Origin of the sequence: Gordonia aichiensis NBRC 108223, assembly GCF_000332975.1 — a bacterium.
Classification (GTDB): Bacteria; Actinomycetota; Actinomycetes; order Mycobacteriales; family Mycobacteriaceae; genus Gordonia; species Gordonia aichiensis.
This window is the reverse complement of sequence record NZ_BANR01000003.1, coordinates 616,807-636,071: the sequence shown is the minus strand read 5'-3', so window position 1 is coordinate 636,071 and position 19,265 is coordinate 616,807. Positions and strand designations below refer to the sequence as shown.

Below are 19,265 nucleotides of genomic sequence, written 5' to 3'. Positions count from 1 at the left end.
TTCATCTCGGAGCCGGAGATCCCGCAGACGGCCGTCGCACAGATCGATGCGGTCTGCGGCGTGCGCGGTGCTGCTCTGCGCGGGGCTCGCGATACCGTCCGTCGCCTCAGCAGCCCCCACCCAACCATCGGCCGGTGATCGCACCGGACAATCGACGTCCGACGCCACCACCGCCTCGGACGCCGTGAGCACCGCGTCGGCCACGGGGGGCACCGTGTACTCGCGCCGCGCGATCCCCCGCTCGGACCTCGTACCCGGCGCCGCGAGCGGCACGGTGTTCACCTACGCGACCACGGGCGCAGACCACAAGCCGCAGCGGTCGAGCGGCGTCCTGCTGACTCCGTTCGGCGCAGTACCGGAAGGCGGATTCCCGGTCATCGCCTGGGCGCACGGCTCCCGCGGGCTGGCCGACGGGTGCGCCCCGTCCGTCCGGCCGGCCGTCGCCGATCTCGATCAGGCCCGCGCGTGGCTCTCGCGCGGATACGCGGTGGTCACCACCGACTACGCAGGCCTCGGAACCTCCGGGACGCCACAGTATTTCGACACCGACGCGACGGCTCGCAACATCGTCGACGCCGTGCGTGCCTCTCGATCCATGCGCAACGACGTGGCGCGACGCTGGGCTGTCGTCGGCCAGGGGCAGGGCGCAGCGGCCGCGGTCACCCTCGCACGTATCGGCACCACCCTCGGGGGATCGGCGCTGGACTTCCGCGGCGCTGCCGCATCGTCGATACCCGCCGACTTCTCGGCTCTGCTCACCAAACTCGGTCCGGGTACGGTCACCCTCCCTGCCGGTCTGACCGCCGACGCCCTGTACACGCTCAGCGCGATCAGCAGCGCACGCCCGTCGGTCGACGTCGTCGACTACCTCACCGAAAGCGGCAGAAGCTGGTTGAACCGAGCCGCACAACTGTGCGTCACAGACCTGACGCGTGAGGTCGACGGTGTGTCGCTGGGATCGCTGTTCTCCAAGCCACTCGCGGGTAACCGCGAACTCGCCGGTGTGCTCGAGGCCGCGTCGACGCTGCCCGTCCGTGGTTTCGCCCGGCCGGTCATGATGACCCAGGGACTCATCGATCCGTCGGTCATCGTTCCGCTGACGCTGAAGTACATCAACGACGCACGGTTGGCCGATCGGCAGGTCTCGCCACGCCCCTATCTGACGTTGTCCGAGGATGGCGCGCGCCGGATGGCAGACAACGACATCCGCTCATTTGTCGCGAACGTGATGCGTTGACGTCCGGGCGGCAGCGCTCGGCCACGGCACGCTTCGGCGGCGTGTACGCCCTGGCCGCGACGGCGGCGAGTGTCGCGGGCGCATTCGGGCCACGGCGTGCCGCAGCCATCACCAAACCGATCCCACTCATCATGCTCGCCGGACGCGCGGTGCGACGTCGACAACACTGCCACGCTCGACCGGGGATCGACGATGCGCTACTCGTCGGCGCCATCGCGTTCTCGGCGGCAGGCGACCGCGCCATGCTGCTCGAAGAGTTCTCGCCGTCCGACACCGAGGCCGAGCGTCTGCTCAAGGATCGTCGACTATCAACCGGTGCAGCGCTTTTCGGTGTCGCGCAGCTGTGCTATTGCTCTGTGTTCTGGCGCCGCGGCGCTCGGCCGACCGTGCGCGCCTTCGCACCGAGAATGGCGGTGCTCGGCGAATCGGCCGCCGTTCTCGCCGCCCACCGACCGCGCCCCCTGGCTGTGCTCGGTCCATACGGGACCACATTGGCGACGATGTCGACGCTCGCGGGCTCCCTCGACTCACCGCAACCGTCTGCCCGAATCGGCGGACTGCTCTTTCTGGCCTCGGACGTCACGATCCTCAACCGGAGGCATCTGATTTCCGGTTCCGTTGCCCGCGCGTTGAGCGAACTCTGGGTTCTCGGAGGCTATTTCGCTGCGCAGTACCTGCTCACCGACGCAGCCGACGCGACACACCCGCGACAGTCCCGCGACTAGAGCCCCTCTCGTTTCTCACGCGGAGCCCGACTTGGCTCGTTTGGTGGCCTCGACGCGGGAGAGGTCGTCTGCGGCAACGGCATCCATGTCCTCGAGTTCGAGTCCCTTGGTCTCGCGCACCTTCGCCTTGACGAAGAAATACGACGCCGCGGCACAGAATGCGAAGAAGCCGTAGACCCAGCCGAGTCCGAGTGACGCGCTCGCCTCCGGGAACAGCATCGAGATGGTGAAGTTGGCCAGCCAGTTGAATGCGGTACACACACCGAGTGCGACACCACGGATGCGGTTGGGGAACATCTCGCTGAGCATGACCCACATGACCGGACCCCAGGTCGCGGCGAACGCGATCACGAAGAGGTTGGCTCCGATCAGCGCGACAACACCCCAGTGGCCGTTGAGTGTCAGGCAATCGGAATTCGTGTTGCCCGGCGTGCACTGGGTGTCGCCGACGGAGCCGGACTCCTTGTAGTGCGACTGCGTGAATGCCACGCACGCCATGATGAGTCCGATGAACATGCCGACCGAACCCCACAGCAGCAGGACACGTCGACCGATTCTATCGACGAACAGGATCGCCACGAACGTCATCACCACGTTGATCGCCGAGGTGATCACCGACGTCGTGAATGCCGAGTCAGTGCTGAAGCCGACGGATGTCCACAGGCTCGTCGAGTAGTAGAAGATGGCGTTGATACCGACGAACTGCTGGAAGATCGCCAGCCAGATGCCCACCCAGACAAGGGGATGCAGGCCGAACGACGGCCCGCGGAGATCCGACAGCTTGGCCGAGGACTCGCGCTTGACGGTCAACTTGATCTCTTTGACGCGATCAAGCGGATTCTCCTCGCCGGTGACCTCCTCGAGGATGCGGGCGGCCTCCTTGTCGCGATTGTGTCCGACGAGATAGCGCGGCGACTCCGGGATCAACAGCGCGAGAACCCCATACACCACTGCCGGCACGACGCCGACGAGGAACATCCATCGCCACGCCTCGAGCCCCCACCACAGTGTGTTCATCGGTTCGCCACCGGGAGCCGCCTGCTGGAAGAGCTTGTCGGACAACAACGCGGCAAAAATGCCGAGCGTGATGGCCAACTGCTGCATCGAGGCGAGCGCCCCGCGGTAGCGAGCGGGTGCGATCTCCGCAATGTAGGCGGGTGCGATCACCGACGCGATACCGATGCCGAGGCCACCGATCACACGCCAGATGAGCAGGTCCCAGACGGTTTGCGTGTATGCGGTTCCGATGGCCGACACGGCGAACATGACGGCGCCGAGAACCATGACGCGTTTGCGGCCCCAGATGTCGGCGAGTCGACCGGCGAACCACGCACCCACGACGCAACCGAGCAGTGCGATGGCGACGGCGAAGCCCTTGAACAGGTCACCGAGGCCGAATGTCTGCTGGATGGAGTCGACGGCGCCGTTGACCACCGAGCTGTCGAAGCCGAAGAGAAAGCCACCGACGGCTGCTGCGACGCTGACGCCGATGACCCGCGCTGTGTGTTGTTCGGATGAAGGAGCAGAACGTGCTTGTGACATTGCCTGACCTCGCCTCGATACTCGGCTTGAGGGGACACCCGGCCTTCAGGTACGCAGCGGCCCCGACGTGATTTTCACGTTACCCAATGTTGTTCAGCGTGAATGCCTTTTGCGCCGTGCCACGCCTGAAACCGTGACAGCGCGGCGAGATCGAGTTCAGATCGTGACAGTCCGGCGTTCAGGCGGTTGCAGTTCCGCGGCACGTCGAGAACTGCGGATTGACCATCGGTACGAACGCGATCGCTCCGATCTTCTGACGAATGACGAACGCGACAGGCCCTGAACCCGGGTGGATGTCGATCTGCCAGGAGATGTTTCTCGCCCGGCTCGGTGCACTCACCACGCCGGTACGACCGGTGGCCAGGTTCCGCCACGACACCGTGACCTCCATGGAGTAGTCGACGAGTCCCGGCTTAGCCCTGTCGGTGCCGACGAGTTCGATGACCGGCGGCGGCAGACCGTCGGAGGGATACCGGATGCCCGTGAAGACGTCGACGTGGATACGGAGCGGGCCCAGCGGCCAGGGGTTGGCGCTATCGCACCTCAACGAGGTCGCGAGGTCGGGAGCGGGGTACTCCGGGATCGCCTGGGCGCGCCCGACGCCGATCGTCGACAGGACCGTCAGCGCGATGACCGCTGCCGCGATCATCGCTGCCCTACGCCGCACCATGATCGTCACGGCCCTACACCGCACTGTGATCATCGCGGCCGTACGCCGCACGACCACTCGTACCCGTCTGCGCATGGCGTCAGTGTAGGAGTCCTTAGGATGAGGCCATGGCAAAACTGCAGATTGCCCAGGACCCCGCGGCGGACGAGCTGTTGTCGACCGACCCCTTTGCTCTGTTGACCGGGATGCTGCTCGACCAACAGTTCCCCATGGAGCGGGCGTTCGCCGGTCCGGCGAAGATCCGCGACAGGTTCGGTTCGCTCGACCCGGTTGCCATCGCCGACGCCGAGCCCGATGCCTTCGCCGACCTCTGCGCGACACCGCCGGCGATCCATCGCTACGGCCGCTCCATGGCCGCACGGGTGCAGGCTCTCGCGCGCGTCATCGTCGACGAATACGACGGCGACACCGCACAACTGTGGACGACCGCGACCACCGGCAAGGAACTCTTCGACAGAGTCCGCGCACTGCCGGGCTTCGGGGATCAGAAGGCCAAGATCTTCACCGCGCTGCTCGCAAAGCAACTCGATGTCACCCCGAAGGGGTGGACGTCGGTGGTCGGCGACTACGGGAAGAAGGGTTTTCGGTCCGTGGCCGACGTGACCGATCCCGACTCGCTACAGAAGGTCCGGGACTTCAAGAAGGCCGCCAAGGCCGCGGCGAAAGCCGACAATCAGACGTCTGTGAAAGGCTAGGGTGTCGTCGTGGTCGAAGAACGTGACGTCGAGGTCGGCATCATCCGTCCGGAGGTGCGCTCGGCCATCGACCTTCCGTTTCGGTTGGGGTTCGCGATCACCGGCGTTGCGCTGACCGCTGCCGAGTCCGCGGTCACCATCGCGCGAGTCACCGCAACGAGCGTGCAGCACGAGATCGGGCAGGCCATCGGCATCTCCGGGGCCGAACTCGGCGGCGCGCGGGCTCCTCTCGCTCTGCTGGCCCAGCTGAGCGACCTGATGTCCCCCGACCGCCCGCTCGGCAGGCTGATCGCGCCCGGAGGTCCGCTCGAGCGCCTGGTCACGCCTGGCGGCGTCGTCGATCGACTCACGGCGAAGGACGGTCTTCTGGAGAAGCTGACCGCCCCCGGCGGCCTGTTCGACCAGATCACCGACGAGAACGGCATCCTGGTCCGGCTCACCGCCAAGGACGGTCCGCTCGATCGGCTCACCCGCGAAGGAGGCGTGGTCGATCAGTTCACGGAGAACGAGGGCATTCTCGAACGTCTGACCTCTGAGGGCGGGATCGTCGACCAGCTCACCGCGCCGGGCGGTCTCCTGGACAAGGCGACCGAACCCGGGGGCGCGCTCGACAGGCTCGCCACCGACGGGGGCCTGCTCGATCAACTCGTCGGCGAGGACGGCGCAGTCGAACGCGCGATCACCCCCGGCGGCACACTCGATCGGATCACCGAACTGACCGAGGTCATCGCGACACTCGCACCGAATCTGATCGCCATGCAGGACACCGTCCACGAACTGGCCGACACCGTCGACCTGCTCAATCAGACCGTGGCACCGCTCGGCGGCCTCGCCGACCGATTGCCCAAGCGCCTCACCCGCGGCTCGCGGAATTCCCTTCCCAGCGGTCACGATCCGTCGCGGGCTCCGCACGACCAACTCTGATCGCGTCATCGGCTCCGCACGCGGCGAGTTCGTCGATCGCTGCGGACAACGAGGCGAGGTAGCCGTCGACGTCGGGAAAGACACCGGGGGCGGTGGTCAGCGAGATCGTGACACGATTGCCGATCCCGTGCACACCGTGCGTCAGCCCCTGCGCGGGTGACAGCGCCGGGAACCCGGTCGTCGCGAGCACCGGCCTGCCGTCAAGTGCCAGATCGTCCGCACCCCGGTTCACCGACGACACGACGGTGAACCCGGTGACCCGCTCGGGGACCGCTGTCGGGTCGAATCGACCTATGCCCCAGCGTGTGAGGAAAGCGGGCGTGGCAGCGGTCGCAGCGCGCGATGCGACACGGGTCGGGTCGTCGTCAGCGCGCCGGGCGGCTGCGATGTCGTCGGCGATGAGGCGTGCCCGCTGGGCCAGATTCGGTTGGTCGACATGCAGATCCACACCGACATTGCGAAAGTTGTTGCGCACCCACTTTTTCGGCGTCCGCGCGACGGTCAGTTCGACGACGAGTCGATCGTCGCTCGCTCCGAGAAACGGCGGGAGTGCCATCGAGATCGCTACCAGCGCGCCCACCGTCACACCCGCTCCCCCGATCCGCAGCGCATCACTGTCCACGGTGAGCGTGCGCAGCGTACGTGCCGTCCCAGCCGGCACATTGAACCGCGAGAGCGGAACGCCGCGTCCCTGCTCGACCGGCGCCCTTCGATAGCGACGCCAGGCGACGAACCCACGAGCGATCATCGACGCGACCTGACCGGGCAGCCGCAGCGCACCGAGAAGTGCGGTGCCCGCATGTAGAGCCGAGTCGGGCACCACACGCGTGAGGGTTAGCCGACGAGATCCAGCGGGTAGTGCGTGGCCGAACAAGTCGCGAGCGATTTCCGCCGTACGTCGACCGTCACCGAGCGCGTGCGAGATCTGAAGCGCGACAACAACCCCCGGCCCGTCACCGCCGCCGGGCACTCCGGCGACGCGGCCGAACACATGGATGCGCCAGGCGAGCTCGGTCGGGTCGAGCGGGACCGACATCCGATCGGCCAGTGCCGCAAGACATTCCTGCCAGGTCTGCGCAGCGTCGTCGACGACGATCTGCCGTGAGTGCACCCCGGTGGATACCCAGTACGGCCGATCGAGCGTAAAGGGAACGTCAAGAACGCGAAGGGTCAGGTCGTCGATTCTCGCCGCACGTCGGGCGAGCCACGCGGCGATCTCGCTCCGATCCCCAGCGCTGTGGCCGCGACCTCGGTCGTCTTCGCCGAAAACGTAGACGACGAACTGATCGTTGGGAATGATCGGCGCCATCCAGTACGGCAACGCGTCTGCCGCTGACAATCGCCGCATTCGGGCCGAGTCCTGTTCAGTCCTTGGGATTCTCGAGATGGACCAGTCCCTGAACGTGGACGTCCGAACCAGCCACGGCCGAACGGATCAGCTCGATCTCCGGCCCGAGCACGGCTGCGACGTCGTCGTAGGAGTACGTCGGCGGCGCAGTCACCGTGACCCGGATCAACTTGCGTCCCCGATCATCAACAGCCTTGGCCGAGACATCGCTGAACATGGTGTTGCCCGCGAGATCGTCGGCGACCGCATTGGCGATCAGCTTGGGCGCAACGACCAACTCGCCGTCGTCGTTGCTTCCGGCGAGCTCGAGATCGTCGACCTTGCCGGGACGGATCGCGCTCGCGATCAGTGACCACCCCCAGATGAGACCGACGACGACGATCACGATCAGCGCCACCGTCCACCAGTCGGTACCGTCGAGCCGTGCCGGCCATCCGGAATCGAGATGATCGGACCACTCACGAATCCTGGGCACATCGAACTTCCACAGCAGGGCACCCACCCCGATGACGAGGCAGATCAGCCCGATCAGTCCAGCGGTGATCCGGTGGAACGACGCGGGTCCGCGGTTCATCGCGATCCTTCCTTCTTGTGTCGGGTGACGACCTTGAGCTTCACACGAACCGGCTTCTCCAACGACGTCGCGACATCGTCGAGCGTCTCGCGCAATGCGGACTCGTCGACGCTGCTGTCGGTGGTGACGAGGACCTTGGCCCGCCTACGGCCGACAACGGTCGTGGCGTGCTCGACACCCGACACCGACAGCGCGGCCGTGCTGAATCGGCGTGCCACGTCACCGCGTCGGGTCCACAGGACCTCGTAGTCGCCGAGACTCACGTGGGTGCGCCGACGCGGAGCTACGGCTGTCCACACCAGGAGCAGACCCACGACGACGAATCCCACTGCGGCGGCCCACATCCAGTCCTTCCAGGTCGCACCGTCGAGCCAGTCGGCAGCGGCCTGCAGCCAACCCTCGCCCGACACCCAGCCCGCCTGGATCAACAGGTCGTGTATCGCCAGCGCGACCAGGGCAAGTAACGCAATGCCGATGATCACCCCGGAGACAACGGATTTGGGGCCGGCAGCGGGAGTGAACACCTTGCCCTTGTGCGTGTCGGCGGCATGAGCCCGGGCAACCGAGCGCGACTCGACCCGAGGCGCCTCGCCCCTACCCTGCTCACCCGGCTTCGACTCGACGGGCCCCGCGTCTGTCGTGCTCATGACTCCTCCTCATCGGCGTCTCTGTCCGAACCCGGCTGACCGGATGACTCCTCCGTCCCCGGCTCGCCGGACGACTTCTCCGACGCCCCCGGGTTGGGGATCTCGACGTATCCGGCTTGCCTGCGCTTCGTCTGGGCACCGGTCACTATCTGGGCGACCGTCACGTCGACGCGCGAGGGCCGAACCCCGGTGAGACGCGCGAGCTCGTCCGCGACGTGGTCACGAACCTCGGCGCACACCGCAGCGACAGCACACGGCCAACTCACCGCGATCGTGAGTGTGACGACCGGTGCGGTCTGCGACATATCCGTCGTTGCGGACGGATACCCGCCGGAGAGCGGATTGATCGCGTTGAGTACCGAGCCACCCTTTCCGTCTGACTCGATCACCCTGTCCACGTCGAGCGCCGACCGCTCGGCGATCTTCTCGCCGACGCGGTCGTCGAGCGTCAGGCGCCCGCGCGATCCCGGGTCGGATGAGCCCGCGGCCTCCGGCGACAACGCTCGCGCTGCCGTGCCGACGGCCGCGGCGCTCACGTCGCCGCGGGTGACCGTCACCGCATCAGCCACGGTTCCTGCTCTTCAGCAGTCGGCCGAGGTCGAGAACACCGTCACGGTGCAGGCCGATCACCAGACCCACCGCTCCGAGAACGATGGCCAGGATGAAACCACTGAACCCGCCGGTCGTCGCCGCGATTGCCAGGAGCAATCCGACGATGAGGCCGACCACCGCGTTGTTAATCATCGTTGTTCACCTTCGTTGATCGAGTTGAAGTGCCGTCGTTGTGCTGGGCCTCGTTCTGGGGGGCCTCGTTCTGGGGGGCCTCGTTCTGGGGGGCCTCGTTCTGCGGGGCATCGTTCTGCGCAGCGTCGCCCCGTGTTGCGTCTCCGGGCGAGATCTCCCCTGCGGTGCGATCACCCCCGACGAGTTCGCCTTCTACGACGTCACGTGATGTGTCGTCCTGCGGCGCGGATCCGGTCGAGATGTCCTCGACCACCACCGAGATCGGTACCCCGGCGACCTGCGACGCGGCTGTCACCACCTCGTCGGCGACTGCCCGCAGATCGCGGTTGATGTCGACGACGATGTGCACTTCGCCGGAATTCTCCGACAGACGCACTCCGCTCACCCGGCTTCCGGGAAGATAGGTGGCGACCTCTCCGAAGACACCCGCGTGCAGACCGGTCACCCCGGGCACCGACACCGCGGCGTTCGCCACCCGCTCGGCGAGCGAGCCGTTGTCGTCGGCCGCGGCACCGGGCGTCGAGCCGGCAGGCGTCGTCGTATCGGACATCACTGGACTCGCGGGGTATCCGACGAGTCGTCGTCTTCGTCGCCGAAGTGGATGTCGTGCACGGTCACGTTCACCTCGGTGACCTCCAGACCGGTCATCTGCTCGATGGAGGTGATGACGTTGCGACGGATGGCCGCGGCGAGCTGGTGGATGGCCACCCCGTAGTCGGCGACGATGGAGACGTCCACAGCGGCCTGCCGCTCGCCGACCTCCACATTGATGCCCTGGGTGGTGCTGGTGCCCGTACCCGGGATCACCTCGCGAACCTTGCCCACCATCCGTTCGGTGGCGCCGCCGACGTCGTAGACGCCGTTGATCTCGCGAGTTGCGATGCCCGCGATCTTGGCGACGACCTGGTCGGCGATGGAGGTCTTACCACGCTCTCCCGCGGGTGCCACGCTCTTGGACGCATCCTTCAATGCGACGGCGCTGCCGCTCTTGGAGCTGTCGGTACCGCCCGTGGTCGACTTCGACTCGGTGGTTGCGGTGGTGTCTGACATGACGTTCCCTTTCCTCTACTTCATCCGGTTGGAATGACAGGACGACCTTGGACCGGTGACCTCGGGCGCACGCGCATGTCTCCTGCGCGCCGACCGGCGACGACCGGACCGGGCGGCGACGCGCAGCAGTTGTGCCCGCTGCTTCGTCGCACCCGTATAAGGTCAGTCGTAGTGAATCCGATATCTGCACGCGTGAATTCGAGTGATGCCGGACACAGTGCCGGATCACAGGTTTCTGCGGCCGCGCCCTCGGCATCCCGGTCGTCGCCACGCCGCCCCTCGGGGGATCGGCGGACGTCCGCGCCGAACCCCGCGCCGCCACCAGACCCGAGCCTGTCACTGAACGATTTCTCCGAGGACGAACTCGCCGCGGCAGCTGCGGCGGGCAATGCCGAGGCGTTCTCGGTACTGGTCGAGAAACTTTCGCCGTCTCTGCTGCGCTATCTGCGTCGCATGGTCGATGATCCGCAAACCGCGGAAGACCTTGCCCAGGACACGCTCCTCGACGCGTGGCGGGGATTACCCGATTTCGCATTTCGCAGTTCGTTCAAAACATGGATGTTCGGGATTGCACATCGCAGAACCGTCGATCACTGGCGTCGACGCCGCGACGTCCCGACCGCGGACGAACGGTTCGCCGACCTCTCCGATCCGCGGCCGCTGCCCGCCGACGAGGCGATGCACACCTCCCTCGTCGAGGCGTTGCGCCGCGAACTGACAACCCTCCCCGAGACGTCGCGAGCCGTATGGTGGCTCCGAGAAGCGGAGGGCCTCTCGCTCACCGAGATCTCCCGGGTCCTGCAGATCTCGGTGGGTTCGGTCCGCGGCCACCTGCAACGAAGTCGGCGATACCTCGCAACCCGGTTGGCACCGTGGCGCCCCGGAGAGAGCCCGACCGAACCGAGTACGCAGAGAGGAGGACGACCGTGACGCAGACCAACCGAACCGGGACGCAGAGCAACCGAACCGGGACGCAGAGCACCGGGGGCAACCGCGCCGACCTCGGGCGAATCGATGTCTACGACGACGAGCAGACAGATGCCTGGCTGGTCGACGCGAGTCGTCGACTCGAAGAACCCGACCGCGACATAGCCCGGCTGATCTCGTCGATCACGGGCAAGATCGGCCGGGTCCGCCGCAACGGCCGCCCCCTCGACACCGATGACGAGAGGGTGCAGGTCAACGACCGCGTGGTCAAACAATTACTCGCGACGCGCATCCGGCATGCACTGGGACGACTTGTCGTCCTGGTGGAACTCGACGCACCCGGCAGCGTCGAGAATCCTGCCGAGGACGGCCTCTCCGACAACGCGGTGACCCGAGTGCGCATCGGCCTGATCGCTCGGTACCACGATGATCTGGTCGCCGACTCCGATCGTGTGCGCGAGGTCGCCGACACCGTGCTCGCCTCTGCTCTCGGTCCTGCGATCACCGCGACGGCTCGCCGCCACATCGACATCCGCTGGCAGGACCTCTACACCAGGAACTGGATCGACTGAGCCGCATCGACACGCGCGTTCACCCCCGCGATTGGCACGTCCGTCTATATGCTTTGCCGGGCGGAACTTCTTGTTCACGACCGTCACGGGGAGCAGCGCGGGGCCGACGCCGACAGAAAGGTCGACATGGCGGACGAAGACGCCGGTTCAGAAGAGAAGGTCGCACAGACGTCGTCCGCATCAGCCGACGCGTCGCCCGATGGGCGAAGCGCGCCTGCCGTCGCTGAGCCGAGCGCCGCCGACGATCCCGGTTCGCCGACCTGGGCGTTGCCCCGTGGAACGGTGGTGCTGCTGACCATCGCGGGCATCGTCGTCGCGGTGCTCGGTATCAAATCGATCGGATCGATCGTCGGTCCGGTTTTCCTCGGACTGATCATGACCGTCGCCGTCGCGCCGGTCCCAGGATGGCTGCGACGCAAGGGCTGGCCCAAGTGGACCGCGTTCCTGGCGACGGTTCTCCTCGTGTACGGGATCATCCTCGGACTCTTCGGTTCGGTGATCTATTGCATCGCCCGACTCGCGACGATCCTCCCGCAGTACAGCGACAAGTTCAACGACCTCATCGACGATGTCCAGCAGGCACTGTCCGACCACGGAATCGGGCAGGACAAGGTCAACGACATGCTCTCGCATGTCGACGCGGGCAAGGTATTCGACGTCGTCGGTGACGTCGTGTCGAGCACGGCGAATGCGGCGTCGGCACTCATCCTGGTGCTCACGGTCCTGCTCTTCATGGCCGTCGATTCGATCAACTCCGACGAACGTTTCGCGGTCCTGAAGAGAGTCCGACCCGACGTCGCGCACGCTTTCGACACATTCGCCTCGGGGACGCGCAACTATCTCGTCGTCTCCACCGTGTTCGGCCTCATCGTGGCGGTCTTCGACACGGGTGCGCTGTGGCTCATGGGAATTCCGCTCCCGCTGCTGTGGGGTCTGCTCTCGTTCATCACGAACTACATCCCGAACATCGGATTCGTACTCGGAGTGATCCCGCCCGCGATCCTGGCCCTCCTCGACGGCGGCTGGATGCTCGCGCTGTGGGTCATCGTCATCTACTCGGTGATCAACTTCGTGATCCAGTCGGTGATCCAACCCAAGTTCGTCGGCGACTCCGTCGGCCTCACGACCACGGTCACCTTCTTGTCCCTGATCTTCTGGGCCTGGGTGATCGGGCCACTCGGCGCGCTTCTCGCCATCCCGTTGACCCTGCTGTGCAAGTCACTCCTCCTCGATATCGACCCCTCGACCCGCTGGACAGATGTGCTCATCTCTTCGGGGCGACCGACCACGGACGAGGTCGAGGAGGCGCGACGACACAATGAGCAGCAAGCCCGCATCCGGGAGGAAGCCCAGCAGGCACATCGCGCCGGAGACGGTGGCGAGGACACCGTCTCCTCCTGATCTCTCAGCGATCCGACCAGACCGGGTCACGCTTGGCCAGAAATGCCGTCATGCCCTCCTGTGCGTCACAGGTCATCGCATTGGTCGCCATCGTCGAACTCATCGAGCGGTAGGCGTCCGGTTCCGACTCGTCGATCTGCCGATAGAAGGCCCTCTTGCCATCGCGAGGGTCGACGCGCTCGACGACGCGATCCGCAGCGCGAGATCCCGTGCCGCGGCGTCGAGATCGTCAGGGTCGACGACGTCGTTGACCAGGCCCCACTCGGCGGCCGTTGCCGCGTCGATCGGATCGCCGGTGAGCAGCATCTTCATCGCTCGTTTCCGCCCGATCGCCCTGGTCAACGCAACCATCGGGGTCGAACAGAACAACCCGATGCGTACCCCTGGCGTACTGAACGAGGCGTGCGTGGAGGCCACGGCGAGATCGCACGTGGCCACAAGTTGGCAACCCGCGGCGAAGGCCGGACCCGCGACCTGCGCGATGACCGGTTGCCGGATCTCGTGGATCGCTGTCATCAAGTCGACGCATGTCGCAAACACCGCCTCCTCGTCTTCGAGGGTGCGGTCGACGAGTTCGGTGAGGTCGTGCCCTGCCGAGAACGCAGGTCCCTCGGCACGGATCACGACAACCCGCACGTCCCGGTTGGCGTCGAACTCACCGAGCGCCGTCGTCGCCGCCTGCATCGTCGACGTCGAAAGAGGGTTACGCCGACGCGGATCGGCCAGTGTGAGGTGGCCGATCGGGCCGTCGTACGAGACGGTGACCATCGCGCTGCTCATCTCAGACATTCATCCTCATTTCTCCACACTTTTTCTCCTACCAACTCGAGATTATCTGTGCGCCGGAACACAAAACAGAAGTGATCTGACTCATAGTCCGAGAATAATTGAGCCGGCAAAATAAGAAGGCAAAACGCCGCAGTGCGCAGGCATTTCTCGATAAACAACGTGATTTATCCTGGATAATCAGCCCTGGGCAGGTCAGCGAGTCGATGTGACCTTTCCGTGATCACTCCGTAAGGTCGCCGGTGGTCCAAATACGAGTCACCCGACAACACGTCGAATTCCCCCAACCGGGTGACTGATAGGAGGAACAATGACCACGCGGATGAAGAAGACCGCCCTTCGCGCCGGAATCATCGGCGCGCTCGCACTCGCCCCGTTCGGTGTCGCCACCGCCACCGCATCGGCGGATGGCCACAACTGGGACGCCGTCGCCAACTGCGAGAGCAGCGGCAACTGGGCAACCAACACCGGCAACGGCTACTACGGCGGACTCCAGTTCTCGCAGAGCACCTGGGAGGCCAACGGCGGTAGCGGCAGCGCGGCCAACGCATCGCGCGAGGAGCAGATCCGCGTCGCGGAGAATGTGCTCGCAACCCAGGGTCCCGGTGCATGGCCGGTGTGCGGCCAGTACCTCTGACCGCTGGCCCTGACGGCCGGTGACTCCGGCTGCTTCGGGTTGGCCGACATCGTCGATGTCGATGAGGCCCGGCCCTTCAGTGTCACAACGCCCCGCGAGTGAGTGGGATATGCATCACCGATGCGTATCCACCCTCGCGGGGCGTTGTCGTGTCGCGCGCACGTCGGGACGCGCGAGCAGCACTACCTCCTCTCCGTCGACCTCTACGATCGAGCTGTGACCCGAGTACTAGGACGCAATGAGTGACGAAGCAGAACGACGCCGCGTCGGACGCAATGACGGACCCGTCGAAGACGAACTCGAGCGCAGCTTCGATGCCGTGGTCACCGAAGGCTCTGAGCGACTGCACCGCACGGCGCGCACGATCCTGGTCACCGGGCTGTTCGGCGGGATCGAGGTGTCCGTGGGCATCATGGCGATGCTCGCGGTGCTCCACGAGACAGACAATCACCTTCTCGCAGGCCTGGCGTTCTCCATCGGGCTCGTCGCCATCTACCTCGCCCACAGCGAGCTGTTCACCGAGGATTTCCTGATGCCGATCGCAGCCGTCGCGGCCCGCGACGGCAGACTTCGCGACCTTGCGAAGCTGTGGATCGGCACGTTGGCCGCCAACCTTGTCGGCGGCGCGATCATGATGTGGATCGTGACCAGGGCGTTCCCCGAGTGGAGTGCCACGCTCGCCGAGTCCGCCGAACATTTCGTGCACGCCCCGCTCAACCTCCAGTCGATCTGCCTGGCGGTTCTCGGCGGCAGCACGATGACGCTGCTGACAAGGATGCAGCAGGGCACCGACTCACCGGTCGCGCGGATCATCGCCTGCGTCGGTGCCGCGTTCCTGCTCGCCGGACTGCAGCTGTTCCACTCGGTGCTCGACTCGCTCCTGATCTTCGGTGCCATCTTCTCCGGCGCCGATGTCGGCTACGCCGATTGGCTCGGGTGGTTCTGGTACGCGGTGGTGTTCAACATCCTCGGCGGGGTCGTCCTCGTGACATCGCTTCGGCTGCTGCGGACGAAGGAACTGATCGACGAGGAACGCTCCAACGACGAACAGCCCGCAGGCTGACGACATCCGGTCGGGCCACCGGGGTCGTCGAACGCACCGCACGCTGCAACGATGCACCCGCTACGATCGGCGCATGGACGCCGGACACCCTCTGCCCGACGATCAGCCCACGCAGGGCCACCACGTCTCCGACGCCGACCGGTCGACGCTGTCGATGTCGTTGCTCATGACACCCGACATGGCCAACTTCACCGGGAACGTTCACGGCGGCACCCTTCTCAAACTGCTCGACGAGGTGGCCTACGCGTGCGCGAGCAGGTACTCCCGTCGATACGCGGTCACGCTGTCGGTCGATCGGGTGATCTTCCGCGAACCGATCCGCGTCGGCGAGCTCCTCATCCTGTCGGCCTCGATCAATCACACCGGACGCACCTCGATGGAGGTCGGCATCAGGGTCGAGACCGAGAACATTCATTCCGGAATCCGCCGCCACACCAACAGCTGTTACTTCACGATGGTCGCGATGGGCGACGACGGACGCCCGCACGCCGTGCCGCCGCTCGTGCCCGAGACCGACGATCAGAAACGACGCTTCGCGGAGGCCGAACTGCGCCGCGCGGCCCTGCGCTCGGCGCGCGACGCCTGATCGCGCCATCCGCCGTCGGCATTGAGGAATCGTGGCGGCAGCTCCAGTCGCGGGACGTGTCAGCGGTTGACGCTCCCGACGAGTGCCCATAGCGTCGAGGACAGACCGGGTCGCAGGGAACACCGGTCATCAGCCCCCACACCCTGGCGGTGAGCGATGCACCACCTCCGAACCACGCGTGGTCGACGATGAGAGTTGCCCTATTCGCGACGTGCTTCAACGACACGATGTGGCCGAACACCCCACGCGCGACGCTGCTGCTGCTCGAGCGCCTCGGCGTCGACGTCGAGTTCCCGCTTGAGCAGACTTGCTGCGGTCAGATGTTCACCAATACCGGCTACGCCGACGAGGCCATCGGCGGCGTGCGCCAGTTCGTGGACGTGTTCTCCGGATACGACGCTGTCGTCGCTCCGTCGGGTTCGTGCATCGGGTCGGTCCGTCACCAGCACGCGACGGTCGCCGCCCGCACCGGCGACACCGGGCTGTGTCTGGCTGTCGACGATCTGACACCCAGATTCTTCGAACTCAGTGAGTTTCTCGTCGACGTGCTCGGCATCACCGATGTCGGGGCCTACTTCCCGCACCGGGTCACCTATCACCCGACGTGTCACTCGCTGCGCATGCTGCGTGTCGGCGACAAGCCACTCCGGTTGCTGCGCAACGTTCGTGGCATCGACCTTGTCGAACTGCCCGCGGCCGACCAGTGCTGCGGTTTCGGGGGCACGTTCGCGATGAAGAACGCCGACGTCTCTGTGGCCATGGGAGCCGACAAGTCCCGGCATGTCCGCGACACCGAGGCCGAAGTTCTTGTCGCAGGCGACAACTCGTGCCTCGCGCACATCGGTGGGCTTCTCTCACGCGAACGGGCAGGAGTGCGGACCATGCACCTCGCCGAGATCCTGGCGTCTACGGAGGAGTGTCCCGCATGAGCGAGATCGTCGATGCCGAACCGGTGAACAGCCCGCAGCCCGGCGGCCACCACGGTGTCGGGCTCGGGCATCCGCACGTCGGCGTCACAGAGACCTTCGTCGGGATGCCGAAGTTCCCGAAGGCCGCGCGTCACGAGTTGGCCAACACCGTGCAGCGTCGCAATCTCGAGCATGCGACGTCGACGATCCGACACAAGCGTGCCGCCGTCGTCGAGGAACTCGACGACTGGGAACAACTGCGGGTGGCCGCGGAGTCCATCAAGAACCGAACACTGCGTCACCTAGACGAGTACCTGCTCGAGTTCGAGGAGAAGGCGACAGCCGCAGGCGCACACGTACATTGGGCGCGCGACGCGGCCGAGGCGAACCGCATCATCGTCGATCTCGTTCGGGACACCGGTTCACCGGAGGTCGTCAAGGTGAAATCGATGGCCACACAGGAGATCGAGCTCAACGAGGCACTCGCCGCGGCGGGTATCGACGCCTGGGAGACCGATCTGGCCGAGCTGATCGTGCAACTCGGCGACGATTGGCCCAGTCACATCCTGGTGCCTGCAATCCACCGTAACCGCAGCGAAGTCCGCGAGATCTTCCTGCAGAACATGGCGAAGGTGGGCAGGCCGGCACCCGACGACCTGACCGAGGAACCCGCCCGGCTCGCCGAGGCCGCACGGCTGCACCTACGCGAGAAGTTCTTGCGCGCGAAGGTCGGTATCAGCGGCGCCAACTTCGCGATCGCCGAGACCGGAAGCCTGGTGGTCGTCGAGTCAGAGGGCAACGGCCGCATGTGTGTGACCCTGCCCGAGACCCTCATCTCGGTGGTTGGCATAGAGAAGATACTTCCCACCTGGGCCGATCTGGAGGTGTTCCTACAGGTCCTGCCCCGGTCGAGCACCGGAGAACGCGAGAATCCGTACACCTCGGTCTGGACGGGTGCCGCCGAGGGCGATGGTCCTCGCGACGTCCACATCGTGCTGTTGGACAACAACCGCACGGGCGTCCTGGCCGACCAGGTCGGACGCGCTGCACTGCGCTGCATCCGCTGCTCCGCGTGCCTGAACGTGTGCCCGGTCTACGAACGCACCGGCGGACACGCGTACGGCTCGGTCTATCCGGGACCCATCGGCGCGATCCTCACACCCCAACTGCGTGGCACGGCATCGAAGATCGACCAGTCCCTGCCGTACGCGTCGAGTCTGTGCGGAGCCTGTTTCGACGTGTGTCCGGTCCGGATCCCCATCCCCGACATACTCGTTCACCTCCGTACCAGGGTCGTCGACGAGCATCGGAAAGGCCTCCCGAGCGCCGAGGCGACGGCGATGAAGGCCATGGAGAAGATCTTCGCCGATCATCGCAGGCTCGAAGCCGCGCAGAAGGCCGCCACCGCGACCCACCGTTTCTTCGGCACACGCCGCATGCTCGGTGCTCTGCCCTGGCCGATGTCTCCGTGGTCGAGTGCACGCGACACTCCCGTGCCGCCTGCCGAGACGTTCCGCGAGTGGTGGAAGCGCGAGCGCGGCAACCGATCTGACGGGGATCGACCGTGACATCGGCGCGCGACGAGATCATCGGTCGGGTCCGCGACGCGTTGGCCGACGTGCCCGTCGACGACGCCACTCCGGTCGACTGGGACTATGGACGGCCGGTGAGTACGGGCGAGCTCGGTCGTGTGGATCGATTCGCCGAGCGTGTCTCCGACTACAAGGCCATCGTCGAGCAGGTCGCTGCCGACGAGGTGACTCAGCATGTGACCGCTGCACTGGCATCTGTCGACGGCCCCGTCATCGCCGACGCGGTGGTGCGCGACCTCCTGGCCGACGCTCCGGTGACCTGGTGCTCTGACGACGACCTCTCCCCGACCGAACTCGATGCCGCGGGCGCGGTGGTCACCACGGCGGCCGTCGGCATCGCGAACACCGGAACGATCGTCCTCGATCACTCCGCGGGACAGGGACGTCGGGCCGTCTCGCTCGTTCCCGACGTCCACATCTGTCTGATCCGCACCGACCAGATCGTCAGCGACGTCCCCGAAGCCGTCGCCCGACTCATCGACGAGGGATCGGCGAGCCGTCCGCAGACCTGGATCAGCGGGCCGAGCGCTACCAGCGACATCGAGCTCGACCGCGTGGAAGGCGTGCACGGTCCGCGGACCCTGCACGTCATCATCGTGGCCAACGGCGGTCGCTGAGCGGAATCGATACGGCATCG

At 66.0% G+C, this 19,265-nt stretch carries 22 protein-coding genes and 1 pseudogene; 13 read left to right on the top strand and 10 right to left on the bottom strand.

Annotated features, from left to right (window positions below):
• The first annotated feature begins 46 nt into the window (after positions 1 to 46).
• The gene (locus GOACH_RS04400) at positions 47 to 1,237 is read left to right on the top strand and encodes an alpha/beta hydrolase family protein (RefSeq protein ID WP_052003885.1); all 1,191 of its coding nucleotides are present in this window, start codon (positions 47 to 49) and stop codon (positions 1,235 to 1,237) included.
• Positions 1,234 to 1,962, top strand: a complete 729-nt coding sequence (locus tag GOACH_RS04395; RefSeq protein WP_005171112.1) for a lysoplasmalogenase family protein — start codon at positions 1,234 to 1,236, stop codon at positions 1,960 to 1,962. Before GOACH_RS04400 ends, GOACH_RS04395 begins: the two co-directional genes overlap by 4 nt.
• 15 nt (positions 1,963 to 1,977) lie before the next feature.
• On the opposite strand, the gene GOACH_RS04390 is transcribed toward GOACH_RS04395, so the two are convergent.
• Positions 1,978 to 3,504: a sugar porter family MFS transporter gene (locus GOACH_RS04390; RefSeq protein WP_005171104.1), complete on the bottom strand. Its 1,527-nt coding sequence runs from the start codon at positions 3,502 to 3,504 to the stop codon at positions 1,978 to 1,980.
• A gap of 178 nt (positions 3,505 to 3,682) precedes the next feature.
• Positions 3,683 to 4,153 carry a hypothetical protein gene (locus GOACH_RS04385; protein ID WP_005171102.1) on the bottom strand — a complete coding sequence of 157 codons (471 nt, stop codon included), beginning with the start codon at positions 4,151 to 4,153 and terminating at the stop codon, positions 3,683 to 3,685.
• 128 nt (positions 4,154 to 4,281) lie between these two features.
• Between GOACH_RS04385 and GOACH_RS04380 the strand changes: the two genes are divergently transcribed.
• Both GOACH_RS04380 and GOACH_RS04375 read left to right on the top strand, forming a co-directional pair.
• Positions 4,282 to 4,869 (top strand): HhH-GPD-type base excision DNA repair protein, encoded by a 588-nt coding sequence (locus tag GOACH_RS04380; RefSeq protein ID WP_005171100.1) that lies wholly within the window; start codon positions 4,282 to 4,284, stop codon positions 4,867 to 4,869.
• Between the two features lie 9 nt (positions 4,870 to 4,878).
• A complete protein-coding gene (locus GOACH_RS04375) occupies positions 4,879 to 5,793 on the top strand; it encodes a hypothetical protein (protein WP_005171098.1) in 915 nt (304 codons plus the stop codon).
• On the opposite strand, the gene GOACH_RS04370 is transcribed toward GOACH_RS04375, so the two are convergent.
• The 7 genes from GOACH_RS04370 to GOACH_RS04340 are packed head-to-tail and all read right to left on the bottom strand — an operon-like array spanning position 5,723 to position 10,156.
• Entirely contained in the window at positions 5,723 to 7,141 is a 1,419-nt protein-coding gene (locus tag GOACH_RS04370; RefSeq protein WP_005171097.1) for a WS/DGAT domain-containing protein, read from the bottom strand. The genes GOACH_RS04375 and GOACH_RS04370 overlap by 71 nt on opposite strands.
• 16 nt (positions 7,142 to 7,157) lie before the next feature.
• Positions 7,158 to 7,715, bottom strand: coding sequence for an Asp23/Gls24 family envelope stress response protein (locus tag GOACH_RS04365; RefSeq protein ID WP_005171094.1), 558 nt, complete (start codon positions 7,713 to 7,715; stop codon positions 7,158 to 7,160).
• Positions 7,712 to 8,362, bottom strand: a complete 651-nt coding sequence (locus GOACH_RS04360) for a DUF6286 domain-containing protein (protein WP_005171092.1) — start codon at positions 8,360 to 8,362, stop codon at positions 7,712 to 7,714. The genes GOACH_RS04365 and GOACH_RS04360 overlap by 4 nt, the downstream gene beginning before the upstream one ends.
• Positions 8,359 to 8,931, bottom strand: coding sequence for an Asp23/Gls24 family envelope stress response protein (locus tag GOACH_RS04355; protein WP_005171090.1), 573 nt, complete (start codon positions 8,929 to 8,931; stop codon positions 8,359 to 8,361). Before GOACH_RS04355 ends, GOACH_RS04360 begins: the two co-directional genes overlap by 4 nt.
• On the bottom strand, positions 8,924 to 9,106 hold the full coding sequence (locus GOACH_RS04350) for a DUF2273 domain-containing protein (RefSeq protein ID WP_005171088.1): 183 nt from the start codon (positions 9,104 to 9,106) through the stop codon (positions 8,924 to 8,926). Before GOACH_RS04350 ends, GOACH_RS04355 begins: the two co-directional genes overlap by 8 nt.
• Positions 9,099 to 9,656: a hypothetical protein gene (locus tag GOACH_RS24190; protein ID WP_005171085.1), complete on the bottom strand. Its 558-nt coding sequence runs from the start codon at positions 9,654 to 9,656 to the stop codon at positions 9,099 to 9,101. The genes GOACH_RS04350 and GOACH_RS24190 overlap by 8 nt, the downstream gene beginning before the upstream one ends.
• Positions 9,656 to 10,156: an Asp23/Gls24 family envelope stress response protein gene (locus GOACH_RS04340; RefSeq protein ID WP_005171083.1), complete on the bottom strand. Its 501-nt coding sequence runs from the start codon at positions 10,154 to 10,156 to the stop codon at positions 9,656 to 9,658. Before GOACH_RS04340 ends, GOACH_RS24190 begins: the two co-directional genes overlap by 1 nt.
• A gap of 171 nt (positions 10,157 to 10,327) precedes the next feature.
• Here GOACH_RS04340 and GOACH_RS04335 point away from each other — a divergent pair, with 171 nt between their 5' ends.
• The 3 genes from GOACH_RS04335 (at position 10,328) to GOACH_RS04325 (ending at position 13,056) form a co-directional block, all read left to right on the top strand.
• Positions 10,328 to 11,086 (top strand): RNA polymerase sigma factor, encoded by a 759-nt coding sequence (locus tag GOACH_RS04335; protein ID WP_005171077.1) that lies wholly within the window; start codon positions 10,328 to 10,330, stop codon positions 11,084 to 11,086.
• Positions 11,083 to 11,655, top strand: coding sequence for a hypothetical protein (locus GOACH_RS04330; protein ID WP_005171073.1), 573 nt, complete (start codon positions 11,083 to 11,085; stop codon positions 11,653 to 11,655). Before GOACH_RS04335 ends, GOACH_RS04330 begins: the two co-directional genes overlap by 4 nt.
• 126 nt (positions 11,656 to 11,781) lie before the next feature.
• On the top strand, positions 11,782 to 13,056 hold the full coding sequence (locus GOACH_RS04325; protein WP_005171071.1) for an AI-2E family transporter: 1,275 nt from the start codon (positions 11,782 to 11,784) through the stop codon (positions 13,054 to 13,056).
• A 4-nt stretch (positions 13,057 to 13,060) separates the two neighbouring features.
• On the opposite strand, the pseudogene GOACH_RS04320 reads toward GOACH_RS04325, so the two are convergent.
• A pseudogene (locus GOACH_RS04320) lies at positions 13,061 to 13,845 on the bottom strand (enoyl-CoA hydratase).
• 307 nt (positions 13,846 to 14,152) lie between these two features.
• Between GOACH_RS04320 and GOACH_RS04315 the strand changes: the two are divergent.
• From GOACH_RS04315 to GOACH_RS04290, 6 genes are all read left to right on the top strand, one after another.
• Positions 14,153 to 14,479: a transglycosylase family protein gene (locus GOACH_RS04315; RefSeq protein WP_005171066.1), complete on the top strand. Its 327-nt coding sequence runs from the start codon at positions 14,153 to 14,155 to the stop codon at positions 14,477 to 14,479.
• A 238-nt stretch (positions 14,480 to 14,717) separates the two neighbouring features.
• Positions 14,718 to 15,542 (top strand): formate/nitrite transporter family protein, encoded by an 825-nt coding sequence (locus GOACH_RS04310; RefSeq protein ID WP_005171064.1) that lies wholly within the window; start codon positions 14,718 to 14,720, stop codon positions 15,540 to 15,542.
• Between the two features lie 73 nt (positions 15,543 to 15,615).
• Positions 15,616 to 16,128: an acyl-CoA thioesterase gene (locus GOACH_RS04305; RefSeq protein WP_005171062.1), complete on the top strand. Its 513-nt coding sequence runs from the start codon at positions 15,616 to 15,618 to the stop codon at positions 16,126 to 16,128.
• Positions 16,129 to 16,316: 188 nt separating this feature from the next.
• Complete coding sequence (locus GOACH_RS04300) at positions 16,317 to 17,057, top strand: (Fe-S)-binding protein (RefSeq protein ID WP_005171061.1); 741 nt, start codon at positions 16,317 to 16,319, stop codon at positions 17,055 to 17,057.
• Positions 17,054 to 18,604, top strand: a complete 1,551-nt coding sequence (locus GOACH_RS04295; protein WP_005171059.1) for a LutB/LldF family L-lactate oxidation iron-sulfur protein — start codon at positions 17,054 to 17,056, stop codon at positions 18,602 to 18,604. Before GOACH_RS04300 ends, GOACH_RS04295 begins: the two co-directional genes overlap by 4 nt.
• Positions 18,601 to 19,245, top strand: a complete 645-nt coding sequence (locus tag GOACH_RS04290) for a LutC/YkgG family protein (RefSeq protein ID WP_005171057.1) — start codon at positions 18,601 to 18,603, stop codon at positions 19,243 to 19,245. Before GOACH_RS04295 ends, GOACH_RS04290 begins: the two co-directional genes overlap by 4 nt.
• Positions 19,246 to 19,265 lie beyond the last annotated feature (20 nt).